Here is a 17,021-nt window from a genome sequence, read left to right as displayed (position 1 = left end):
CTTAAGAGGTGATGGTCACGCCGAGCGAACGCATGTTGCGCGTCCAGGTCTCGAGCGTCAGCAACTGCCAGATCTGCTTCGAGTAGTCCTCGCGCCCGGCCCGCTCGTCGTCCACCAGCCGCTGTACGGCGGCCTGCTGCAGGAAGCCACTGCCGACGAGCTCACCGCGGATCAGCGTGTCGTCGACGAGCTCGCGCAGATCGTTCCGGATCCAGGCCCGCAGCGGAGCGCTGAACGACGCCTTCGGCCGGTAGATGATCTCCTTGGGCAGCCAGGCTTCGGCTGCCTTCTTCAGCGCCAGCTTGCTGACCCGGCGATGGATCTTCTGACTGCCTGGGATCGAGAACGCGGCCCGCGCGACGATCGGGTCGACGAACGGCGTCCGCACCTCCGTCGACGCGGCCATGCTCGCCCGGTCGGTGTACGCCAGGTTCAGCCCCGGCAGGAACATCCGCGAGTCAGCGAGGCACATCCGGTTGACGTGATCGTCGAGCGTGGTGTCGTGGTAGAGATCGCTGTGCTCGGCCAGCAGCTTCCCGACGTACGGCTCCAGATCGGGGCTCAACAGCCCGGTCAGCTGGTCGCCGTCGTACATGGTGTAGCTGCGCCGGAACGCCTCTTCCTCGGGCAGGTTCGCGAACGTCTCGAACCGCTTGGCCCACCGCGCGTACCGCAGGCCGCGACCGCGCACGGTCACCGGCAGCCGCCGTACGGCCGGACCGATCAAGCCGTTGCGCAGTACGCCGGGGAGCTGCTGGTACTGCGCTCCCATCACACACGCGAGGTGTTTGCGGTAGCCGCCGAACAGCTCGTCGGCGCCCATCCCGGACAACAGCACCTTGACGCCGGCATCGCGGGCGGTGTCGCACATCAGCAGCGTGTTGATCGCGGCCGGGTCGCCGATCGGCTCGTCGAGGATGTCGACGATCCGCGGCAGCAGGTCGACGACGTCCGGGGCGATCTCGATCTCGTGCAGGTCGATCCCGAACTGCTGGGCCACCTTGCGCGCGTAGATCGCGTCGTCCGGCATCGCCTCGAGCTTCTGGTCCTGCGACCGGAAGGTGATCGTGTACGAGTCGACGGACGGATCCATCTGCTTCGCCAGCACCGTCACCAAACTGGAGTCGAGCCCACCACTGAGGAACGTCGACACCGGTACGTCGGCCACCATGTGCGCGGCGACCGATTCCTCGATCACCTGACGCAGATCGGCCGGCGGACCGGCCGCGGCCTCGGTCGCGACGTCGGTCACCCGCCAGTACGTGTCGTGCCGGCTACTACCGTCCGGCCGGAACTCCGCCCACGATCCCGGCGGCAGCTTCTCCACACCGTCGATCGAGCAGCGCTGCTCCGGCAGCCAGTAATAGAGCATCGAGGAGATCAGCGCACCGGGCTCGGTCCGGAGCTCCGGCCCGACCGCGGCGACCAGCGCCTTCAGCTCGGACGCGAAGACCACGCCACCCTGGCGGCGCAGGAAGAACAGCGGCTTGATGCCGAGCGGGTCGCGAGCCAGGAACAGGCTGCCGCTCTCCTCGTCGAGCATCGCGAACGCGAACATCCCGCGGAACCGCTGGAGGGCGTCCGGGCCCCAGCGACGCCACGCCTCCAGCACCACTTCGGTGTCCGAGCTGGTCCGGAACGAGACGCCGGACTTGGCCAGCTCCGCCCGCAGTTCCTTGTAGTTGTAGAGCTCGCCGTTGTAGCAAAGCGTCAGGCCACGCTTGCTGAACGGCTGGTCCGCACTGGAGGACAGGTCGATGATCGACAGCCGTCGATGCGCCAGTACGGCGGAGACGTCGTCCTCCTGGAATCGGTAGATCGCGGCAGCGTCCGGACCGCGGTGGGCGATCCGGTCGCTCATGGCCTCGGCCAGTGCCGAACCGTCGTGCTGCTGGTAGCAGCCGGCGATGCCGCACACGTCAGGACCCCGTGGCCCGGACGACGCTGATCGGCGTCACATGCCCGGTCAGTTGCCCGAACACGCCGAGGTACGCCTTTTGCTGGTGCTTCCACGCCAGGACCTGCTCGACCCGCTCGCGGCCGAACCGGCCCATCCGGCGCCGTGCGACCTCGTCGTCGAGCAGGTCGACGATCGCCTGGCCGTACTTCTCGACATCGTTCGGCTCGACGTACACGGCGGCCTCGGCGGCCGAGACCCTGGTCTCGATCAGGTCGAAGGCGACGACCGGCAGCTCGAAGGCCATGTACTCCATCGTCTTGTTCATCGTCGAGACGTCGTTCAGCGGGTTCTTCGGGTCCGGCGACAGGCCGAGGTCCGCGGTCGACATCACCGCGCGCACGGTCTCGTCCGGCACCCGGCCGGTGAACTCGATGTGCTCACCCAGTCCGAGCTCGTCGCGCAGTGCGACCACCTCGTCGTACGAGTCGCCGCCGCCCATCAGCGTGAACTTGATGTCGGTGCGGCCGAGCTGGTTGACGATGTGGTCGGCCGCGCGGACGACGATGTCGACGCCGTCCTGCGGGCCCATCACGCCGATGTAGGTGACGAGGTACTTGTGTCCGTCCCGGAGCGACTCGTCGGCCTGCACGCGCTGCAGCTTCTCCGGATCCGGTCCGGTGCGGACGACCGTCACGTCGTGGTTGGCCTTGCCGCTGCGCGTGATCGCGATCCGCCGGTACGAGTCGTTGGTCGACGTCACGTGGTCGGCGGTCCGGTGCGTCATCTTCTCCAGGAACCGCAGTCCCTTGTACGGAAGGGACGTCGTACCGCCGAAGCGGGACTGGAACAGCTCCGGGCACAGGTCGTGGTGGTCGAAGACGAACTTCGTCCGGTCCAGCTTGCGCAGCAGGATCGCGATCGGCCAGAAGATGTCCGGCGGGTTGCAGGCCTGCATCACCTGGAAGCGGCCGGCCTTGCGGGCGCGCAGCACCAGCAGCAGCGTCATCAGGAACGAGTACGCGTACTCGACGATGAAGCCGGCCTTGCTGCCGCCGGGTGCGTAGGCCTTGTACTGGTGGACGGCGACACCGTCGATCACCTGGTACGCCGGGTCACCCGGACCCTTCGGGCAGACCACGGTCACGTCGTACCCGGCGCCTTTCAGCGCCTTGCACTCCTCCCAGACCCGGCGGTCGAAAGGGACCCACAGGTTCTGGATGATGATCAGGACGCGCGGGCCGGTCACTCTTGACGTCACCACGCAACTCCTTCGTATCCGGGCAGCGCCTCGACGTCCTTGCCGAGCCGCCCGCTGAGGTCGATGGTTCGAGCCGGCGGGGTGGCCAGCAGCGCCTGGACGGCAGCCGTGTCAGTAGCGCTCACCAGCGCCACGTCGGCGCCGGCGAGGGCGGCGGTCGGGTCGTCGGTGAGTACCCGCTGTAGGTGCGGAAGCTTGGACTCGACGTGCCGCAGGTTCGCGCCGACCAGCCGGCTCGGGTTCACGATCGCGTCGTAGATGCGCAGGTTGTAGCCCTTGCCGATCAGCCGCTCGGCGAGCTCGACGTTCGGGCTCTCGCGCAGGTCGTCGGTGGAGACCTTGAAGCTCAGGCCGAGCAGCGCGACCTCGCGGCCGGGACCGGCGATGACCCGGTCGACCACGTCGCTGACCGCGCGCTCGTTCGTGGCCAGCGTGCCGGACAGCAGCGGCAGTTCGGTGTCGTTGACCCGGGCCAGGTGCAGTAGCGAGCGCAGGTCCTTCGGCAGGCAGGAGCCCCCGAACGCGAACCCGGGCTTCAGGTAGTACGGCGAGATGTTCAGGCTGGTGTCCTGGACGAACAGCCGCATCACCTCGCGCGAGTCCACGTCGTAGTGACGGAAGATCCGGCCCATCTCGTTCGCGAACGAGACCTTGGTCGCGTGGAACGCGTTGCAGGCGAACTTGAGCGCCTCCGCGGTCCGCACGTCGACCACCTGAACCTCCTGCCCGAGACTGCTGTTGACAAGGAAGGCGAGGAGCTGGGTCAGCTGCTTACCGACCATCGGGTACTGCGTCCCGACGACCACGAAGGGCGGCTCGTAGAAGTCCGCCAGCCCCGAGCCTTCCCGCAGGAACTCCGGACACATCGCCGTACCGAACGTCAGCCCGGCCGGCGGCGGCACGTCGGCCAGCACCTGCGCGACCACCTCGTCCACCGTCCCCGGCGGCACGGTCGACCGGATCACGATGCTGTGGAACCCCGACTCCGGCGGTACGACGACATGCGCGGCCTCCGCGATATCGCGGACCGCGCGCTTGATGTACGTCAGGTCGGTACTGCCCGCCGGAGTGGACGGCGTACCGACACAGATCAGCGAGACATCCGCCCGATCGACCGCCAGCCGTGGGTCCGTGGTGGCATGCAGCCGCCCCCCGGTCACCCCCTCGGCCACCAGATCGTCCAGCCCGGGCTCGACCACTGGACTGTGGCCCTCGGTGATCGGACCGACCTTGGCGGTGTCCACGTCGACACCCCACACGTCGTGCCCGGCCGCGGCCAGACACGCCGCAGTCACCGACCCCACATACCCAAGACCGAATACGGCAACCTTCATAACGCCCCCCACAGGCTCAGAACACGGCAGCGCACAGAAGAGCAGCGACCGTGTGCCCCTGATACATCCGAACCGAAATTCTTTGGATGTATCAGGACGGCTCGAGGGTGATCTGTATGAGGCGACAGGGGAGTGTCGGGGTGAGGGAGCGTACGGATGAGAGTGCTGGTCACGGGCGATCGGGGTTATATCGGGGCCGTCATGGTGCCGTTCCTCAAGGATGCCGGGCATGTGGTGGACGGTCTGGACACCGGGCTGTACGAGGGGTGTGACCTGCTGGGCGGGCCGGAGCCGATCGGCGACCGGAAGCCGCGGGACATGCGCGACGTCACGGCGAAGGAGCTCGAGGGGTACGACGCGGTGGTGTGTCTGGCCGCGCTGTCGAACGACCCGCTGGGCAACCTCGACAAGGAAGCGACGTACTCGGTCAACCTGCGCGGCACGCTGAACGTGGCCCAGGCGGCCAAGGACGCGGGGGTCGAGCGGTTCCTGTTCGCCTCCTCCTGCAGCCTGTACGGCGCGGCCGGGTCCGAGGCGGTCGGCGAGGACGCCGAGATGTTCCCGGTGACGGCGTACGGCGAGACCAAGGCGCTGGCCGAGCAGGAGCTGTCGAAGCTGGCCGACGACAACTTCAGCCCGACGTACCTGCGCAACGCCACGGCGTACGGCGCCTCGACCCGGCTCCGGCTGGACATCGTGGTGAACAACCTGACCGCGGTCGCGCTGACCACCGGCCAGGTCCGGCTGGAGAGCGACGGCACCCCGTGGCGGCCGCTCGTCCACATCGAGGACATCAGCCGGGCGTTCGCCGAGGTGCTCGAGTCGCCGCGCGACCTGATCCACGACGAGGCGTTCAACGTCGGCCGGTCCGAGGACGTCGTCCAGGTGCGCGACATCGCCGAGATGGTGCGCGAGGTCGTCCCGGGCTCGACGCTGTCGATCGCCGACGGCGCCGGCCCGGACCTGCGCAACTACAAGGTCGACTTCAGCAAGCTGAACGACACCTTCCCGGGCCTCAAGCTCGAGTGGACGGTCCGCAAGGGCGTCGAGGAGATGTACGCCGCCTACCAGCGGCACGGCCTCACGTACGACGACTTCACGTCGGCCCAGTTCGTCCGCCTGCGCCGGATCCAGCAGCTGCTCGACAAGAACCTCGTCGACAGCCAGCTCCGCCGCCAGACCGACGACCAGTTCCCTGGCCCGCTGGCTGACTTCTTTGCGCAGGAGACCAACTGATGGCCACCGTCGAGTGCCGCCTGTGCGGCGAGACCCTGAACCGCACCTTCGTCGATCTCGGTATGTCGCCGCCGTGCGAGAGCTTCCTGCGCGCCGACCAGATCGACGCGGGCGAGACCTTCTACCCGCTGAACGTGCGGATCTGCGACAACTGCCTGCTCGTCCAGCTTCCGGCGTACGTCGCGGCCGATGACGTGTTCAGCGACTACCTGTACTTCTCGTCGTACTCGACCAGCTGGGTGGAGCACGCCCGCCGGTTCGTCGTCGACATGCAGGAGCGGCTGAACCTCGGCCCGGAGAGCCTGATCGTGGAGGCCGCCAGCAACGACGGCTACCTCCTGCAGCATGCCGTTGCCCTCGGCATCCCGGTGCTCGGGATCGAGCCGGCCGGGAACATCGCCGAGATCGCGAACTCCAAGGGCATCCGGACCGAGAGCTACTTCCTCGGCGAGGAGACCGGCAAGGACGCGGCGGCCCGGCACGGCCAGGCCGATCTGGTTGCCGGGAACAACGTCTTCGCGCACGTGCCGGACATCGTCGACTTCGCCAAGGGTCTGCGCGCGCTGGTGAAGGACGACGGCCTGGTGTCGCTCGAGTTCCCGCACCTGCTGCGGCTGATCGAGCGTCGTCAGTACGACACGATCTACCACGAGCACTACTCGTACCTGTCGTTGAAGACCGCGGCGCTGGCGCTGGAGAAGGCCGGTCTGAAGGTCGTCGACGTCCAGGAGCTGGCCAGTCACGGCGGGTCGCTGCGCGTCTTCAGTACGCCGATCGAGACCGCCGGCGAGCCGACCGAGCTCGTCGGCAAGGTGCTGCAGGACGAGGCCGACGCCGGTCTGCACACCGTCGAAGGCCACGCCGGCTTCGCGAACGAGGTCTTCACGATCAAGGCCGAGCTGGTCGAGTTCCTGATTCAGGCGCAGCGCGACGGCAAGACCGTCGCCGGCTACGGGGCGCCGGGCAAGGGGAACACGCTGCTCAACCACTGCGGCATCCGCGAGGACCTGCTGCCGTACACGGTGGACCGCAGCCCGCACAAGCACGGACTGTTCCTGCCGGGGACACACATCCCGATCTTCGCTCCGGAGCACCTGGCCGAGACGCGCCCGGACTACATCCTGATCCTGCCGTGGAACCTGCGCGACGAGATCGTCCACCAGCTCGGCTACGCACGGGAGTGGGGCGCGAAGTTCGTCGTACCGATCCCGCGTCTCGAAGTGATCTAAGAAAAGCAGTGGGGGGAAGGGAACAGCGATGAAGGTCGTGATCTTTTGTGGAGGCTTCGGGCTGCGGATGCGCAGTGGCGTCGACTCCGCACCGAAACCGATGATGACGATCGGCGACCGGCCGGTCCTGTGGCACGTGATGCGGTACTACGCGCACTTCGGCCACACCGAGTTCATCCTGGCGCTGGGCTTCGGGGGCTCGGCGGTCAAGGAGTACTTCCTGCGCTACGAGGAGACGGTCTCCAACGACTTCGTGATGACCAAGGGCGGGCAGCGGATCGAGCTGCTCGACTCCGACATCAGCGAGTGGAAGATCACCTTCGTCGACACCGGCATCGACACCAGCATCGGTGAGCGCTTGCGCCGGGTCCGGCCGTACCTGGAGGACGACGACGTCTTCCTGGCCAACTACGGCGACGTGCTGACCGACGCGCCGATGGACAAGATCGTCGACCACGTGATCTCCAGCGACGTGACGGCGAGCCTGCTCGCGGTGCCGCCGCAGGCGTCCTTCCACGTCGTCGAGTTCGGCACCGACTCACGCGTCACCGGGCTGCGCTCGGCGGCCGATCTGAACGTCTGGATCAACGGCGGCTACTTCGTGATCAAGAAGGAGATCTTCGACGTCCTGAACGAGGGCGAGGATCTGGTCGGCGACGCGTTCCCGCGGCTGTCCGCGGTCGGCAAGCTGGAGGCGATCCCGCACCACGGGTTCTGGGCGCCGATGGACACCCTCAAGGAGCGCAGCCAGCTCGAGGAGCTGTACCGCTCAGGCAAGAAGCCGTGGGCGCTGTGGGCGCACGAGAACCGCCAGCAGCACCTGCTCCGCGGCGGCGGCGACCCGGTCGTGGTGGCGATCTGATGCTTCCGTTCCAGCTCGGCCTGATCGACGGGCCGGTCCACATCGTTGCCCTCGGCGCCCATCCGGACGACATCGAGATCGGCTGCGGCGGCACGCTGCTGAAGCTGGCCGAGTCGGTACCGGAGCTGACCGCCGAGTTCGTGATCGCGACCGGTACGCCGCTCCGGCTCGACGAGGCCCGCCGGGGCGCGGAGCTGTTCCTGCCCGAGTGCGAGGTGACGGTGACGTCTGCCGAGCTGCCGGACGGCCGGCTGCCCGCGCACTGGAACGAGACCAAGGAGTTGCTCGAGGCAACGGCCCGGAGCGACCGCAAGCCTGATCTCGTGCTCGCGCCGAGCCGGCACGACGCCCACCAGGACCACCGGCTGATCGCCGAGCTGGCGCCGACGGTCTGGCGCGACCACCTGGTGCTGCACTACGAGATCCCGAAGTGGGACGGCGACCTCGGCCGGCCCTGGCTGTACGTCGACCTGACCGAGGAGCAGATGCACGAGAAGGTCGTCCGGCTGCACAAGGCCTACCCGTCGCAGGTCCCGCACGACTGGTTCGACGAGGAGACATTCACCGGACTCGCCCGGCTGCGCGGGATGGAATGCCGGGCCCGGTACGCCGAGGCCTTCACGACCGGCAAGGGGATCTTGACGTGGTGAGCGTGAACTGCCGGGGGTGCGCCGGCACCGACGTCGTACCGGTCGTGGATCTGGGTGATCAGCCGACCGCTGACCTGTTCCCGACCGCTGACACTCCTGGTCCGGACCCGCGCCATCCGCTGTCGCTGTGGCTGTGCCGCGAATGCACGCTGGTTCAGCTCGGCCCGGTCGAGGCACAGATCGCCGAAGAGCCGCTGGCCGTCGAGTCGGCGACGAGCCTCGCGCACGCCGAGTCGTCGGTGAAGGAGATCCTGCGCGACTATCCAGAGCTTGCCGGCGGTGTGGTCTTCGAGTTCGGCAGCCCGCACGGCGGTTCCTGGCTCGACCACCTGTACGCCGCTGGCTCGCGCCTGGCCGGTGACGGTGAGAAGGCCGACCTGGTGATCGACGTCCACGGACTCGTGCACGAGCCGGACATGGGAGCGAGCTTCCGGCTGCGCGCCGAGCGGCTCGCGCCGGGCGGCCTGCTGGTGATGGAGTTCCACCACCTGCTTCCGTTGTTCATCGGCAACCAGTTCGACACGATCCGGCACGGGCACTGGGTCTACCAGTCGCTGCGGGCGGTGAGCTATATCGCCAACCTGCACGGCCTCGCGATCGAGTCGGTCAAGCACGTCGAGATGTTCGGCGGCAGCCTGATGGTGATGCTGCGGCACACCGCGGAGGCCAAGCCGGATGCCAGCGTCGACGTGGTCCTGGCCGACGAAGAGGCTGCCGGGATCGCGGACGAGATCCAGCTGGCCAGCCTGCAGGAAGCCGCGCAGCACGCGGCCGGCGCACTGCACGCGGAGCTGACCCGGCACAAGGCCGCCGGTCGCAAGGTCCTCGGGTACGGCGCTCCGTCGAAGGCGCCGGTCCTGCTCGACCTGAGCAACGTCGGCACCGACCTGCTGGAGTTCACCGTCGACAAGGCGCCGGGTAAGCACGGCCGCCGGATCCCCGGTGGCTGCATGGTCCCGATCCGTCCGGTCGAGGAGCTGAAGGCCGCCCGGCCCGACGTCGTACTGGTGCTGACGTGGGACATCGCCGAAGAGGTGATCGCGCAGCTTGAAGCCGACGGTGGCTGGGGTGCGACGTATCTGGTTCCGCTTCCCGAGCCACACGAGCTGAGGCGGTGACCATGCAGGTAGAACAGGTAGCGGGCATCGCTGGTGCGTTGATCTTCCGGCCGACGCCGCATGTCGACGAGCGTGGGTTCTTCTCGCGCACGTTCGATCGCGACGTACTGAAGCAGGCTGGGCTCGACCCGGACGCGTTCGTCCAGGACAGCATTTCGCGGTCGCGCCGGGGTGTTGTTCGGGGCATGCACATCCGGGCGGGCGCTGGTGAGGCCAAGCTGGTCCGGTGCTCGTACGGCGCCGTACTGGATGTGGTCGTCGACCTGCGGCCGGACTCACCGACGTACCGGCAGCGCGAGACGTTCGACCTGACCGGTGAGAACCAGGTGACGGTCTACGTGCCGGCGGGGTGTGCGCACGGGTTCCAGGCGCTGACCGAGCCGGCCGATGTCTCGTACCGGATCGACCGGGCGCACGACCCGTCCGAGGACGTCTCGATCCGCTGGGACGACCCGGATCTCGACATCCACTGGCCGCTGCCGGTCACGCTCATGTCCGAGCGGGACCTCGCGGCGCCGTCCCTGGCCGAAGCCATTGCGAGGCTGACATGAACAAGTCTTTCGAGAAGTCGATCGCTGCCAACGCCCGCCTGCATCAGGTGATCCCGGGCGGCGCGCACACCTACGCCAAGGGCGACGACCAGTACCCCGAGGACATGGCGCCGGTGATCGAGCGCGGCCTCGGCGCCCATGTCTGGGATGTCGACGGCAACGAGTACATCGAGTACGGCTCGGGCCTGCGCGCGGTCAGTCTCGGCCACGCGCACCCGCGCGTGCTGGAAGCGGTCCGCGGCCAGCTCGAGCGCGGCAGCAACTTCGTCCGGCCGAGCATCGTCGAGCTCGAAGCGGCTGAGCGGTTCCTGGCCTGTGTGCCGACCGCCGACATGGTGAAGTTCGCCAAGAACGGCTCGGACGCGACCACGGCCGCGGTCAAGCTGTCCCGCGCGATCACCGGCCGGTCCCGCGTCGCGATCTGCTCCGACCACGCGTTCTTCTCCACCGACGACTGGTTCATCACCCGGACTCCGATGGCAGCCGGGATCCCGGACGCGATCGGCGACCTGACCGTCGCCTTCCCGTACGGCGATCTGGCCGCGACCGAAGAGCTCCTGCGCCGGTACGACGGTGAGATCGCCTGCCTGATCCTGGAAGCAGCCACCCAGCAGGAGCCGCCGGCCGGGTACCTGGAAGGGCTGCGCGACCTCGTGCACTCGTACGGCGCGCTGCTGGTCTTCGACGAGATGATCACCGGCTTCCGGTTCTCCGAGGCCGGCGCTCAGGGCGTGTACGGCGTGACGCCGGACCTGTCGACGTTCGGCAAGGCGCTCGGCAACGGGTTCGCCGTCTCGGCACTGGCCGGTAAGCGTGAGTTCATGGAGCGCGGCGGTCTGCGCGACACGAATGAGCGCGTCTTCCTGCTGTCCACCACGCACGGCGCCGAGACGCACGCACTCGCCGCGGCGATGGCGGTCATGGACGTGTACGCCGAAGAGGGCATCCCCGCGCGGTTGCACGAGCGGGGCGAGAAGCTGGCCGCAGGTGTCCGCGAGGTCGCCCTGGCGGCCGGTGTTGAGGACCACGTCCTGGTCCGCGGCCGGGCGAGCAACCTCGTCTTCGCGACGCTCGACGAGAACTTCGCGCCGTCGCAGCCGTACCGGACGCTCTTCCTCCGCGAGCTGCTGCTCGGTGGCGTGATCGGCCCGTCGTTCGTGGTGAGCAGTGCGCTCACCGATGCGGACATCGAGCGCACCGTCGAGGTGGTGGCGCAAGCCTGCACCGTCTACCGCAAGGCGCTCGAGGCACAGGACGTCTCGGCCTTCCTGCCCGGTCGCCCGGTGCAGCCCGTCTTCCGCAAGTACGCATAGATAGGAGCAGTGTGAGTTCGAAGGTGTCAGTGGCGCACCGCTGGGCTGTGGTCAGTCTGGTGGTGTTCCTGGCCTTGGCTGTTTTCGTCACAGTCGAACCGACCGACAGCTTCGACCGGGCCGCACGGGAGGTGTTCCGCCCCGACGATGTCTGGGGACCGTGGCAACTGGTCTTCGGCAACGTGGTCGACGGAGCAGGTCCACCGGTAGCGCTCGCCGCCCTCGCGCTGGCTGGGCTGATCGCCGCCTACCGCCGCCGCCACCTCGCACCGCTGCTGTACGTCGCCGGGCTCGCGGCGGTGGCGATCGTCGTCACCCAGGTGAGCAAGGCGGTCCTCCAGCGCCCCGATCCGCACCAGGACGTGGGCTTCTTCAGTGGTTCCTACCCGTCCGGGCACATGGTGGTTCTGCTGTGCTGCCTGGGCGGAATCTTGTTCGTCTGGCGTCGCCGCCCGCCGTTGTGGGCCTGGTGGCTCGTGCTCGTGTGCGCGGTGACCATGGGCTTCTCGCTCTTGCTGCTGTCGATGCACTGGTTCACCGATGTCGTCGGTGGGTTCCTGCTGGCAGTCCCTGTTCTCGCGCTCGCCTCGTCGCAGCGCTTCCTCGACCCCGTGCACCGGGCCGCAGCCCGCGACTCAGTTGGGAGCCCGACATGACCGTTCACCCCAGACTCAGCATCGGCCTACCGGTCTACAACGGCGAGGAGTATCTCGCGCAGTCGCTGGACGCGGTGCTCGGCCAGACGTACACGGACTTCGAGCTGATCCTGTCCAGCAACGCGTCCACCGACGGCACGGACGACATCTGCCGCGAGTACGCCGCTCGCGACGAGCGGATCACGTTCTACCGGCAGGACCACAATGTCGGCGCCGCACCGCACCACGACTTCGTCTTCCAGAAGAGTCACGGCGAGCTGTTCAAGTGGGCGTCCGGCGACGACCTGTGGGGCCGGGAACTGGTTGCCAAGTGCATCGAGCTGCTGGACGCCAACCCGGACGCCGTACTGACGCACACCTACACCGCTGCGATCGACGGCGAGGACAACGTCATCCAGGCACTGGAGTACCCGCTGCACACCGATGCGCCCGAGGCCCCGGAGCGACTGCGGAGCCAGTTGCGGGACGCGGACCTGCCCGGTGCGATCCAGGCGGACGACTTCTACGGTGTGATCCGGTCCGACGTCCTGCGCAAGGTGAAGCCGCACGGCAGCTTCTACCACGCGGACCAGGTGTTCATGGCCGAGCTGGTACTGCACGGCCGCTTCCTTCAGGTGCCGGAGTGGCTGTACTTCCGGCGGCACCACGACGGCCGGGCGCTGCAGGCGAACCCGACCATCAGCAGCTGGTCGCGCAACCTGGACCCGAAGCGTTCGAACAAGCTCGTGCACCCGCCGATCCGGCTGGTCGCCGAATACATCCTCGGCTACTACGCCGCCGTACGGCGTGCTCCGCTGAGCCCGGCCGACAAGCGCGCGTGCAACCGCCACATCCGGGACTGGCTGACCAGTCGGGTGACTCGTCGGCTCCCGGGCGCCGAGCGGCCGGAGCCGATCCAGCACTTCGGCGCGATCGACGCGCTGTCGGTCCAGGCCGTCGTCGCCGGCTCCGAGGGGCGCTGACGTGCGCATTGGACTGTTCGGCCGGCTGGGCTCGGGGAACATCGGCAACGACGCGACCCTCGAGGCAGTCCTGGCCTATCTGAAGGCAGAGCGACCGGACGCCGACCTCGACAGCCTGTGCTCGGGACCGCAGCGCGTCACCGAACGGTACGGCGTACCGGCGGCACAGCTGGGCTGGTTGGACGGCGTAGGCCCGGTCCGCGGACCTAAGCCGGTCCGCCTGGCGATGACGCTCGGACGGATCGTGGCTGGTTCGCTGATCGACACCTGGCGCATCACCTCCTGGGTACGGCGTCATGACGTCGTCATCGTGCCCGGGATGGGTGTGCTGGAGTCGACGCTGCCGCAGCGGCCGTGGGAGCTGCCGTGGACGCAGTTCGTGATGTCGTTGGCCGGCAAGCTGTTCCGCGTCAAGGTCGCGTTCGTCAGTGTCGGGGCGAACGTGGTCAGCGAGCGCGTGACCGGCTGGCTGCTGGCTCGCTCCGCGGAGCTGGCGTACTACCGGTCGTTCCGCGACGAGCAGTCGCTGGGTGCGGCCCAGAAGATGCGGATGGCCGGGCCGTCCGATCATGTCTACCCGGACCTCGTCTTCGCGCTGCCGTCGCCGCCGATGACGCAAGGCGACGCGGTCGGCGTGGGCGTGATGGCGTATTCGGGAGGCACCGAGGACCGGGCCGATGCCGAGCGCATCCAGGAGCAGTACACGGCGACGATGACTCAGTTCGTCGAGCGTCTGCTGGCGTCGGGCCGCAGTGTGCGACTGCTGATCGGTGACGAGGCCGACGAGGCCGTCGCACTGGACGTGTTGTCGAGGGTCGGGTCGACCCGGGTGGTGTACGAATCGTTCACCTCCGCCGACGAGCTGATGAGCCAGCTCGGCACGGTCGACTCCGTGGTCGGGACCCGCTTCCACACCGTGCTGTTCGGCCTGAAGCTCGGCAAACCCACGATCGCGATCGGCTACGGCCGCAAGCACCTGGCGCTGATGGAGCAGTTGGGTGTCGAGCAGTGGTTCCAGGAGATCCGCGATCTCGACGCCGATCAGCTGTACACCCAGTTCGTGGCGTTGCAGGGTGAACGGGAGCAGGTGGTCCGCACCATCGAAGAACGGCGGCAGCTGGTTCGTGCGCGGCTGGACGAGCAGTTCGCCGAGCTGAGCGCCGTACTGTTCGGGGAGTCGTCATGAGCATCCGGCGGCAGGTCGCGGGCCGGCTGAGCTGGGGGATCGCCGACCAGGCGGTGTCGAGTCTGGGCAACTTCCTGCTCGGTGTGTTCGTAGCCCGGCTGATGGGTGCCGCGAGTCTGGGCGCGCTCGGCCTTGCGTTCGTTGCGTATGCGATCGCCCTGAACTGTTCACGCGCGCTGTCGACCGATGCGGTGATGGTGCGATTCAGTGCGACCGGCAAGGAGAACTGGCGCGACGCGGTGTCCGCCGCGAGCGGTGTGGCGTTGATGGTCGGTGCGGTCAGTGGTGTGGTCTGCATAGCGCTCGGAGTGGTGCTGAAGCAGTTGACGCCGGGCTCCGAGGCCGGGGCAGCCTTCATTGCCCTCGGCATCGTCCTCCCAGGGCTGATGTTCCAGGACAGTTGGCGGTCGGCGTTCTTCGCCGCGGGCCAGGGCGCCAAGACCTTCGCGAACGACACCGTCTGGACCGTACTGATGGTCGGCGTCCTCGCCGCCGGGTACGTCGCCGATTTCAAGGGCATCACCTTCGCCCTGCTCGCCTTCGGCGGTACGGCGTGGATCGCGGGACTATTCGGTATCTGGCAGTCGCGGATCCTGCCGCGGCCGGCGCTCGCGATCAGCTGGCTGCGCAAGCACCGCGACCTGGGACTGCGGTTCCTGGTGGAGAACGTCGTACTGGGTGCTGGTGGTCAGATCCGCTCGCTGGTCGTCGCCACGACCGGTGGGCTGGCGGCCGCCGGTGCGATACGGGGTGCGGAGATGGTGATCGGCCCGGTTGCTGCGCTCCTGATGGGCGTCGGTCAGGTCGCGGTACCGGAGGCAGCGCGAGCGCTGACGCGCGGCCGGCAAGCATTGCTCCGACTTGGTGCCGCACTGAGCGGTGGCCTGGCGGTTGTCGCGCTGGGCTGGGGACTCGCTGTGCTGGTCACCTTCCCGCTTGGGATCGGGCAGCTGGTGCTGGGTGACGTCTGGACCCAAGCACACCCGCTGGTCCTCGGCATTGTGGTGAGCTGTGCGGCGGGCTGCACCCACGTGGGTCCGTCGGCCGCGCTGCGCGCGCTGGGTCGCGCGGACCTGACCATGCAGTGCCAGATCGTCGTGACCACGCTCTTCGTCGGACTGGCCGCGGCCGGTGCGGTGTTCTGGGACGCGCAAGGCGCAGTGTGGGGGACAGCGGTCGCCTCGATCATCGGCGGCGGCATCTGGTGGAGCCGGTTGCAGAAGGCACAGCACGAGCACTTCGCGGCGGCAGACCTGGCCGGGGCACCCGCATGAGCGAGGTGGTCATCGCGACCCTGATGAGGCTGGAAGGTCCGTCCGGCCTGCAGAGCCATGTCCGGACCTTCGACACCTACCTTCGCGAACAGTCCGAACCGGTGAGCGTGGTGAGCCCGTTCTCGGCGCGGTCGCCGTTTGTGCTGCCGATCTTCGCCGCCCGGATCGTCGTCCGGCGGCTGAGCAGGCCCGCTGGGATCCGCTGGCACGAGTACTGGCACGCGCGGTACCTCGCCGCCGCGCTGCGCAAGCACCTCGCGAGTCGGCCGGACGCGGTGATCTACGCGCAGTGCCCGATCAGCGCCGGGGTCGCGCTCCGGGTGCGCACTACTCAACCGGTCGTGATGGTTGCGCACTTGAACATCTCCCAGGCCGACGAGTGGGCGGACAAGGGCGAGATCCCGCGGGACGGCGCGCTGTTCCGGTCGATCCGCGATCACGAGGCCGACGTACTGGGCCGGCTGGACGGGATCGTCTACGTCTCCGGTTTCAACAAGTCCCAGCTGGAAGCCCGGATTCCGGCATTGCACGAGGTGCCGAGCGCCGTCGTACCGAATCCGGTCCCGGACAGCCCGCGAACGGAGGTCTCCGTTGCGGCGGACCTGGTCACCGTCGGCGGGCTCGAGCCGCGGAAGAACCACAGTCACCTGCTCCGGATCCTCGGCGCGGCGGCCGATCGAGGTCATCGCTACACGCTGTCGATCGTGGGCGACGGCCCCGAGCGCGGCGCGCTGCAGAAGCTGGCCGCCGACCTCGGGATCACCGACCAGGTCCGCTTCCTCGGCTACCAGTCCGACCCCCGCCCGATCCTGCGGCAGCACCGCGTCTACTGCCACACCGCCACAATGGAGAGCTTCGGCATCGTCCTGGTCGAAGCGATGGCCGAGAGCCTCCCCGTCCTCACCGCTCCCGTCGGCGGCATCCCGGACGTCGTACAGCCGGGAGTCGAAGGCCTCTTCTGGCCCCTCGACGACGCCGAAGCGGCCGCCGACGTCCTGATCGGCCTGATGGAAGACCCCGCCACCCGCTCCCGGTACGCCGCTGCAGCCCGGCTCCGCTTCGAGCAAGCCTTCGCCGCGAACGTCGTCGGCCGCCAGCTGAACACCTTCCTCCAGCAAACACTCCACCCCCTCCACCGCCCAGTGCCGTAAACCGCTCCCGCGCAGCGACACTGCCCCGCCGAAGGTCAGCGCGCCCCCGGCCGGACCCGTCCCCAAACCGGTTATGGGAGGAACTCGGGCACCCACCGGTACCACCGTGCACTCGCCCACTGGCTTCACCGTGCTGTCGCCGGTTGAGTGGGGCGAGTGTGACGCTGGATTTCGATTTCCGGCCGCACGGTCCGTTCAGTCGATGAAAGGGGCTTCGGTGGGCGCGTTGAGTGGGTTCAGTGGGCGGCGCACGTTCATCATCTCGATCTGCGGAGTCGTACTGCCAACTAGCGGCAGTAATCCTCCGCAGTAGGGCATACCGCGCGGCCGAGGCCTCGCGC

15 protein-coding genes are annotated in these 17,021 nt (G+C 68.2%); 12 read left to right on the top strand and 3 right to left on the bottom strand.

The annotated features are described in order from the left end of the window. Position 1: 1 nt before the first annotated feature. Genes asnB through ABZS29_RS23620 form a run of 3 tightly spaced genes read right to left on the bottom strand, consistent with a single transcriptional unit; the run spans position 2 to position 4,492 of the window. Positions 2–1,918 (bottom strand): asparagine synthase (glutamine-hydrolyzing), encoded by a 1,917-nt coding sequence (gene asnB / locus ABZS29_RS23630; protein ID WP_355464571.1) that lies wholly within the window; start codon positions 1,916–1,918, stop codon positions 2–4. A gap of 1 nt (position 1,919) precedes the next feature. Further along, entirely contained in the window at positions 1,920–3,158 is a 1,239-nt protein-coding gene (locus tag ABZS29_RS23625; protein WP_355464569.1) for a glycosyltransferase family 4 protein, read from the bottom strand. Next, a complete protein-coding gene (locus tag ABZS29_RS23620; protein ID WP_355464567.1) occupies positions 3,155–4,492 on the bottom strand; it encodes a nucleotide sugar dehydrogenase in 1,338 nt (445 codons plus the stop codon). The genes ABZS29_RS23625 and ABZS29_RS23620 overlap by 4 nt, the downstream gene beginning before the upstream one ends. Positions 4,493–4,648: 156 nt before the next feature. On the opposite strand from ABZS29_RS23620, the gene ABZS29_RS23615 reads away from it, so the two are divergent. Genes ABZS29_RS23615 through ABZS29_RS23560 form a run of 12 tightly spaced genes read left to right on the top strand, consistent with a single transcriptional unit; the run spans position 4,649 to position 16,680 of the window. Continuing rightward, entirely contained in the window at positions 4,649–5,728 is a 1,080-nt protein-coding gene (locus tag ABZS29_RS23615; protein WP_355464565.1) for an SDR family oxidoreductase, read from the top strand. Beyond that, complete coding sequence (locus ABZS29_RS23610) at positions 5,728–6,957, top strand: class I SAM-dependent methyltransferase (RefSeq protein ID WP_355464563.1); 1,230 nt, start codon at positions 5,728–5,730, stop codon at positions 6,955–6,957. The genes ABZS29_RS23615 and ABZS29_RS23610 overlap by 1 nt, the downstream gene beginning before the upstream one ends. A 28-nt stretch (positions 6,958–6,985) precedes the next feature. Continuing rightward, positions 6,986–7,819: a glucose-1-phosphate cytidylyltransferase gene (locus ABZS29_RS23605; protein ID WP_355464561.1), complete on the top strand. Its 834-nt coding sequence runs from the start codon at positions 6,986–6,988 to the stop codon at positions 7,817–7,819. Continuing rightward, entirely contained in the window at positions 7,819–8,469 is a 651-nt protein-coding gene (locus ABZS29_RS23600; RefSeq protein ID WP_355464559.1) for a PIG-L family deacetylase, read from the top strand. Before ABZS29_RS23605 ends, ABZS29_RS23600 begins: the two co-directional genes overlap by 1 nt. Further along, entirely contained in the window at positions 8,466–9,587 is a 1,122-nt protein-coding gene (locus tag ABZS29_RS23595; RefSeq protein WP_355464558.1) for a methyltransferase C-terminal domain-containing protein, read from the top strand. The genes ABZS29_RS23600 and ABZS29_RS23595 overlap by 4 nt, the downstream gene beginning before the upstream one ends. Positions 9,588–9,589: 2 nt before the next feature. After that, entirely contained in the window at positions 9,590–10,138 is a 549-nt protein-coding gene (gene rfbC, locus ABZS29_RS23590) for a dTDP-4-dehydrorhamnose 3,5-epimerase (RefSeq protein ID WP_355465560.1), read from the top strand. Beyond that, positions 10,135–11,451, top strand: a complete 1,317-nt coding sequence (locus ABZS29_RS23585) for a glutamate-1-semialdehyde 2,1-aminomutase (RefSeq protein ID WP_355464556.1) — start codon at positions 10,135–10,137, stop codon at positions 11,449–11,451. The genes rfbC and ABZS29_RS23585 overlap by 4 nt, the downstream gene beginning before the upstream one ends. Positions 11,452–11,462: 11 nt before the next feature. Further along, positions 11,463–12,107 carry a phosphatase PAP2 family protein gene (locus ABZS29_RS23580; protein WP_355464554.1) on the top strand — a complete coding sequence of 215 codons (645 nt, stop codon included), beginning with the start codon at positions 11,463–11,465 and terminating at the stop codon, positions 12,105–12,107. Continuing rightward, positions 12,104–13,069, top strand: a complete 966-nt coding sequence (locus ABZS29_RS23575) for a glycosyltransferase family 2 protein (RefSeq protein WP_355464552.1) — start codon at positions 12,104–12,106, stop codon at positions 13,067–13,069. Before ABZS29_RS23580 ends, ABZS29_RS23575 begins: the two co-directional genes overlap by 4 nt. 1 nt (position 13,070) lies before the next feature. Beyond that, positions 13,071–14,255 (top strand): polysaccharide pyruvyl transferase family protein, encoded by a 1,185-nt coding sequence (locus tag ABZS29_RS23570; RefSeq protein WP_355464550.1) that lies wholly within the window; start codon positions 13,071–13,073, stop codon positions 14,253–14,255. After that, positions 14,252–15,529, top strand: coding sequence for a hypothetical protein (locus ABZS29_RS23565; RefSeq protein WP_355464548.1), 1,278 nt, complete (start codon positions 14,252–14,254; stop codon positions 15,527–15,529). The genes ABZS29_RS23570 and ABZS29_RS23565 overlap by 4 nt, the downstream gene beginning before the upstream one ends. Further along, positions 15,526–16,680 (top strand): glycosyltransferase family 4 protein, encoded by a 1,155-nt coding sequence (locus ABZS29_RS23560; protein ID WP_355464546.1) that lies wholly within the window; start codon positions 15,526–15,528, stop codon positions 16,678–16,680. Before ABZS29_RS23565 ends, ABZS29_RS23560 begins: the two co-directional genes overlap by 4 nt. Positions 16,681–17,021: the final 341 nt, after the last annotated feature.

The organism is Kribbella sp. NPDC005582 (assembly GCF_040605415.1).
Classification (GTDB): Bacteria; Actinomycetota; Actinomycetes; order Propionibacteriales; family Kribbellaceae; genus Kribbella.
Note: the sequence above shows the minus strand (reverse complement) of the source record. Positions and strands in the feature narration are given on the sequence as shown.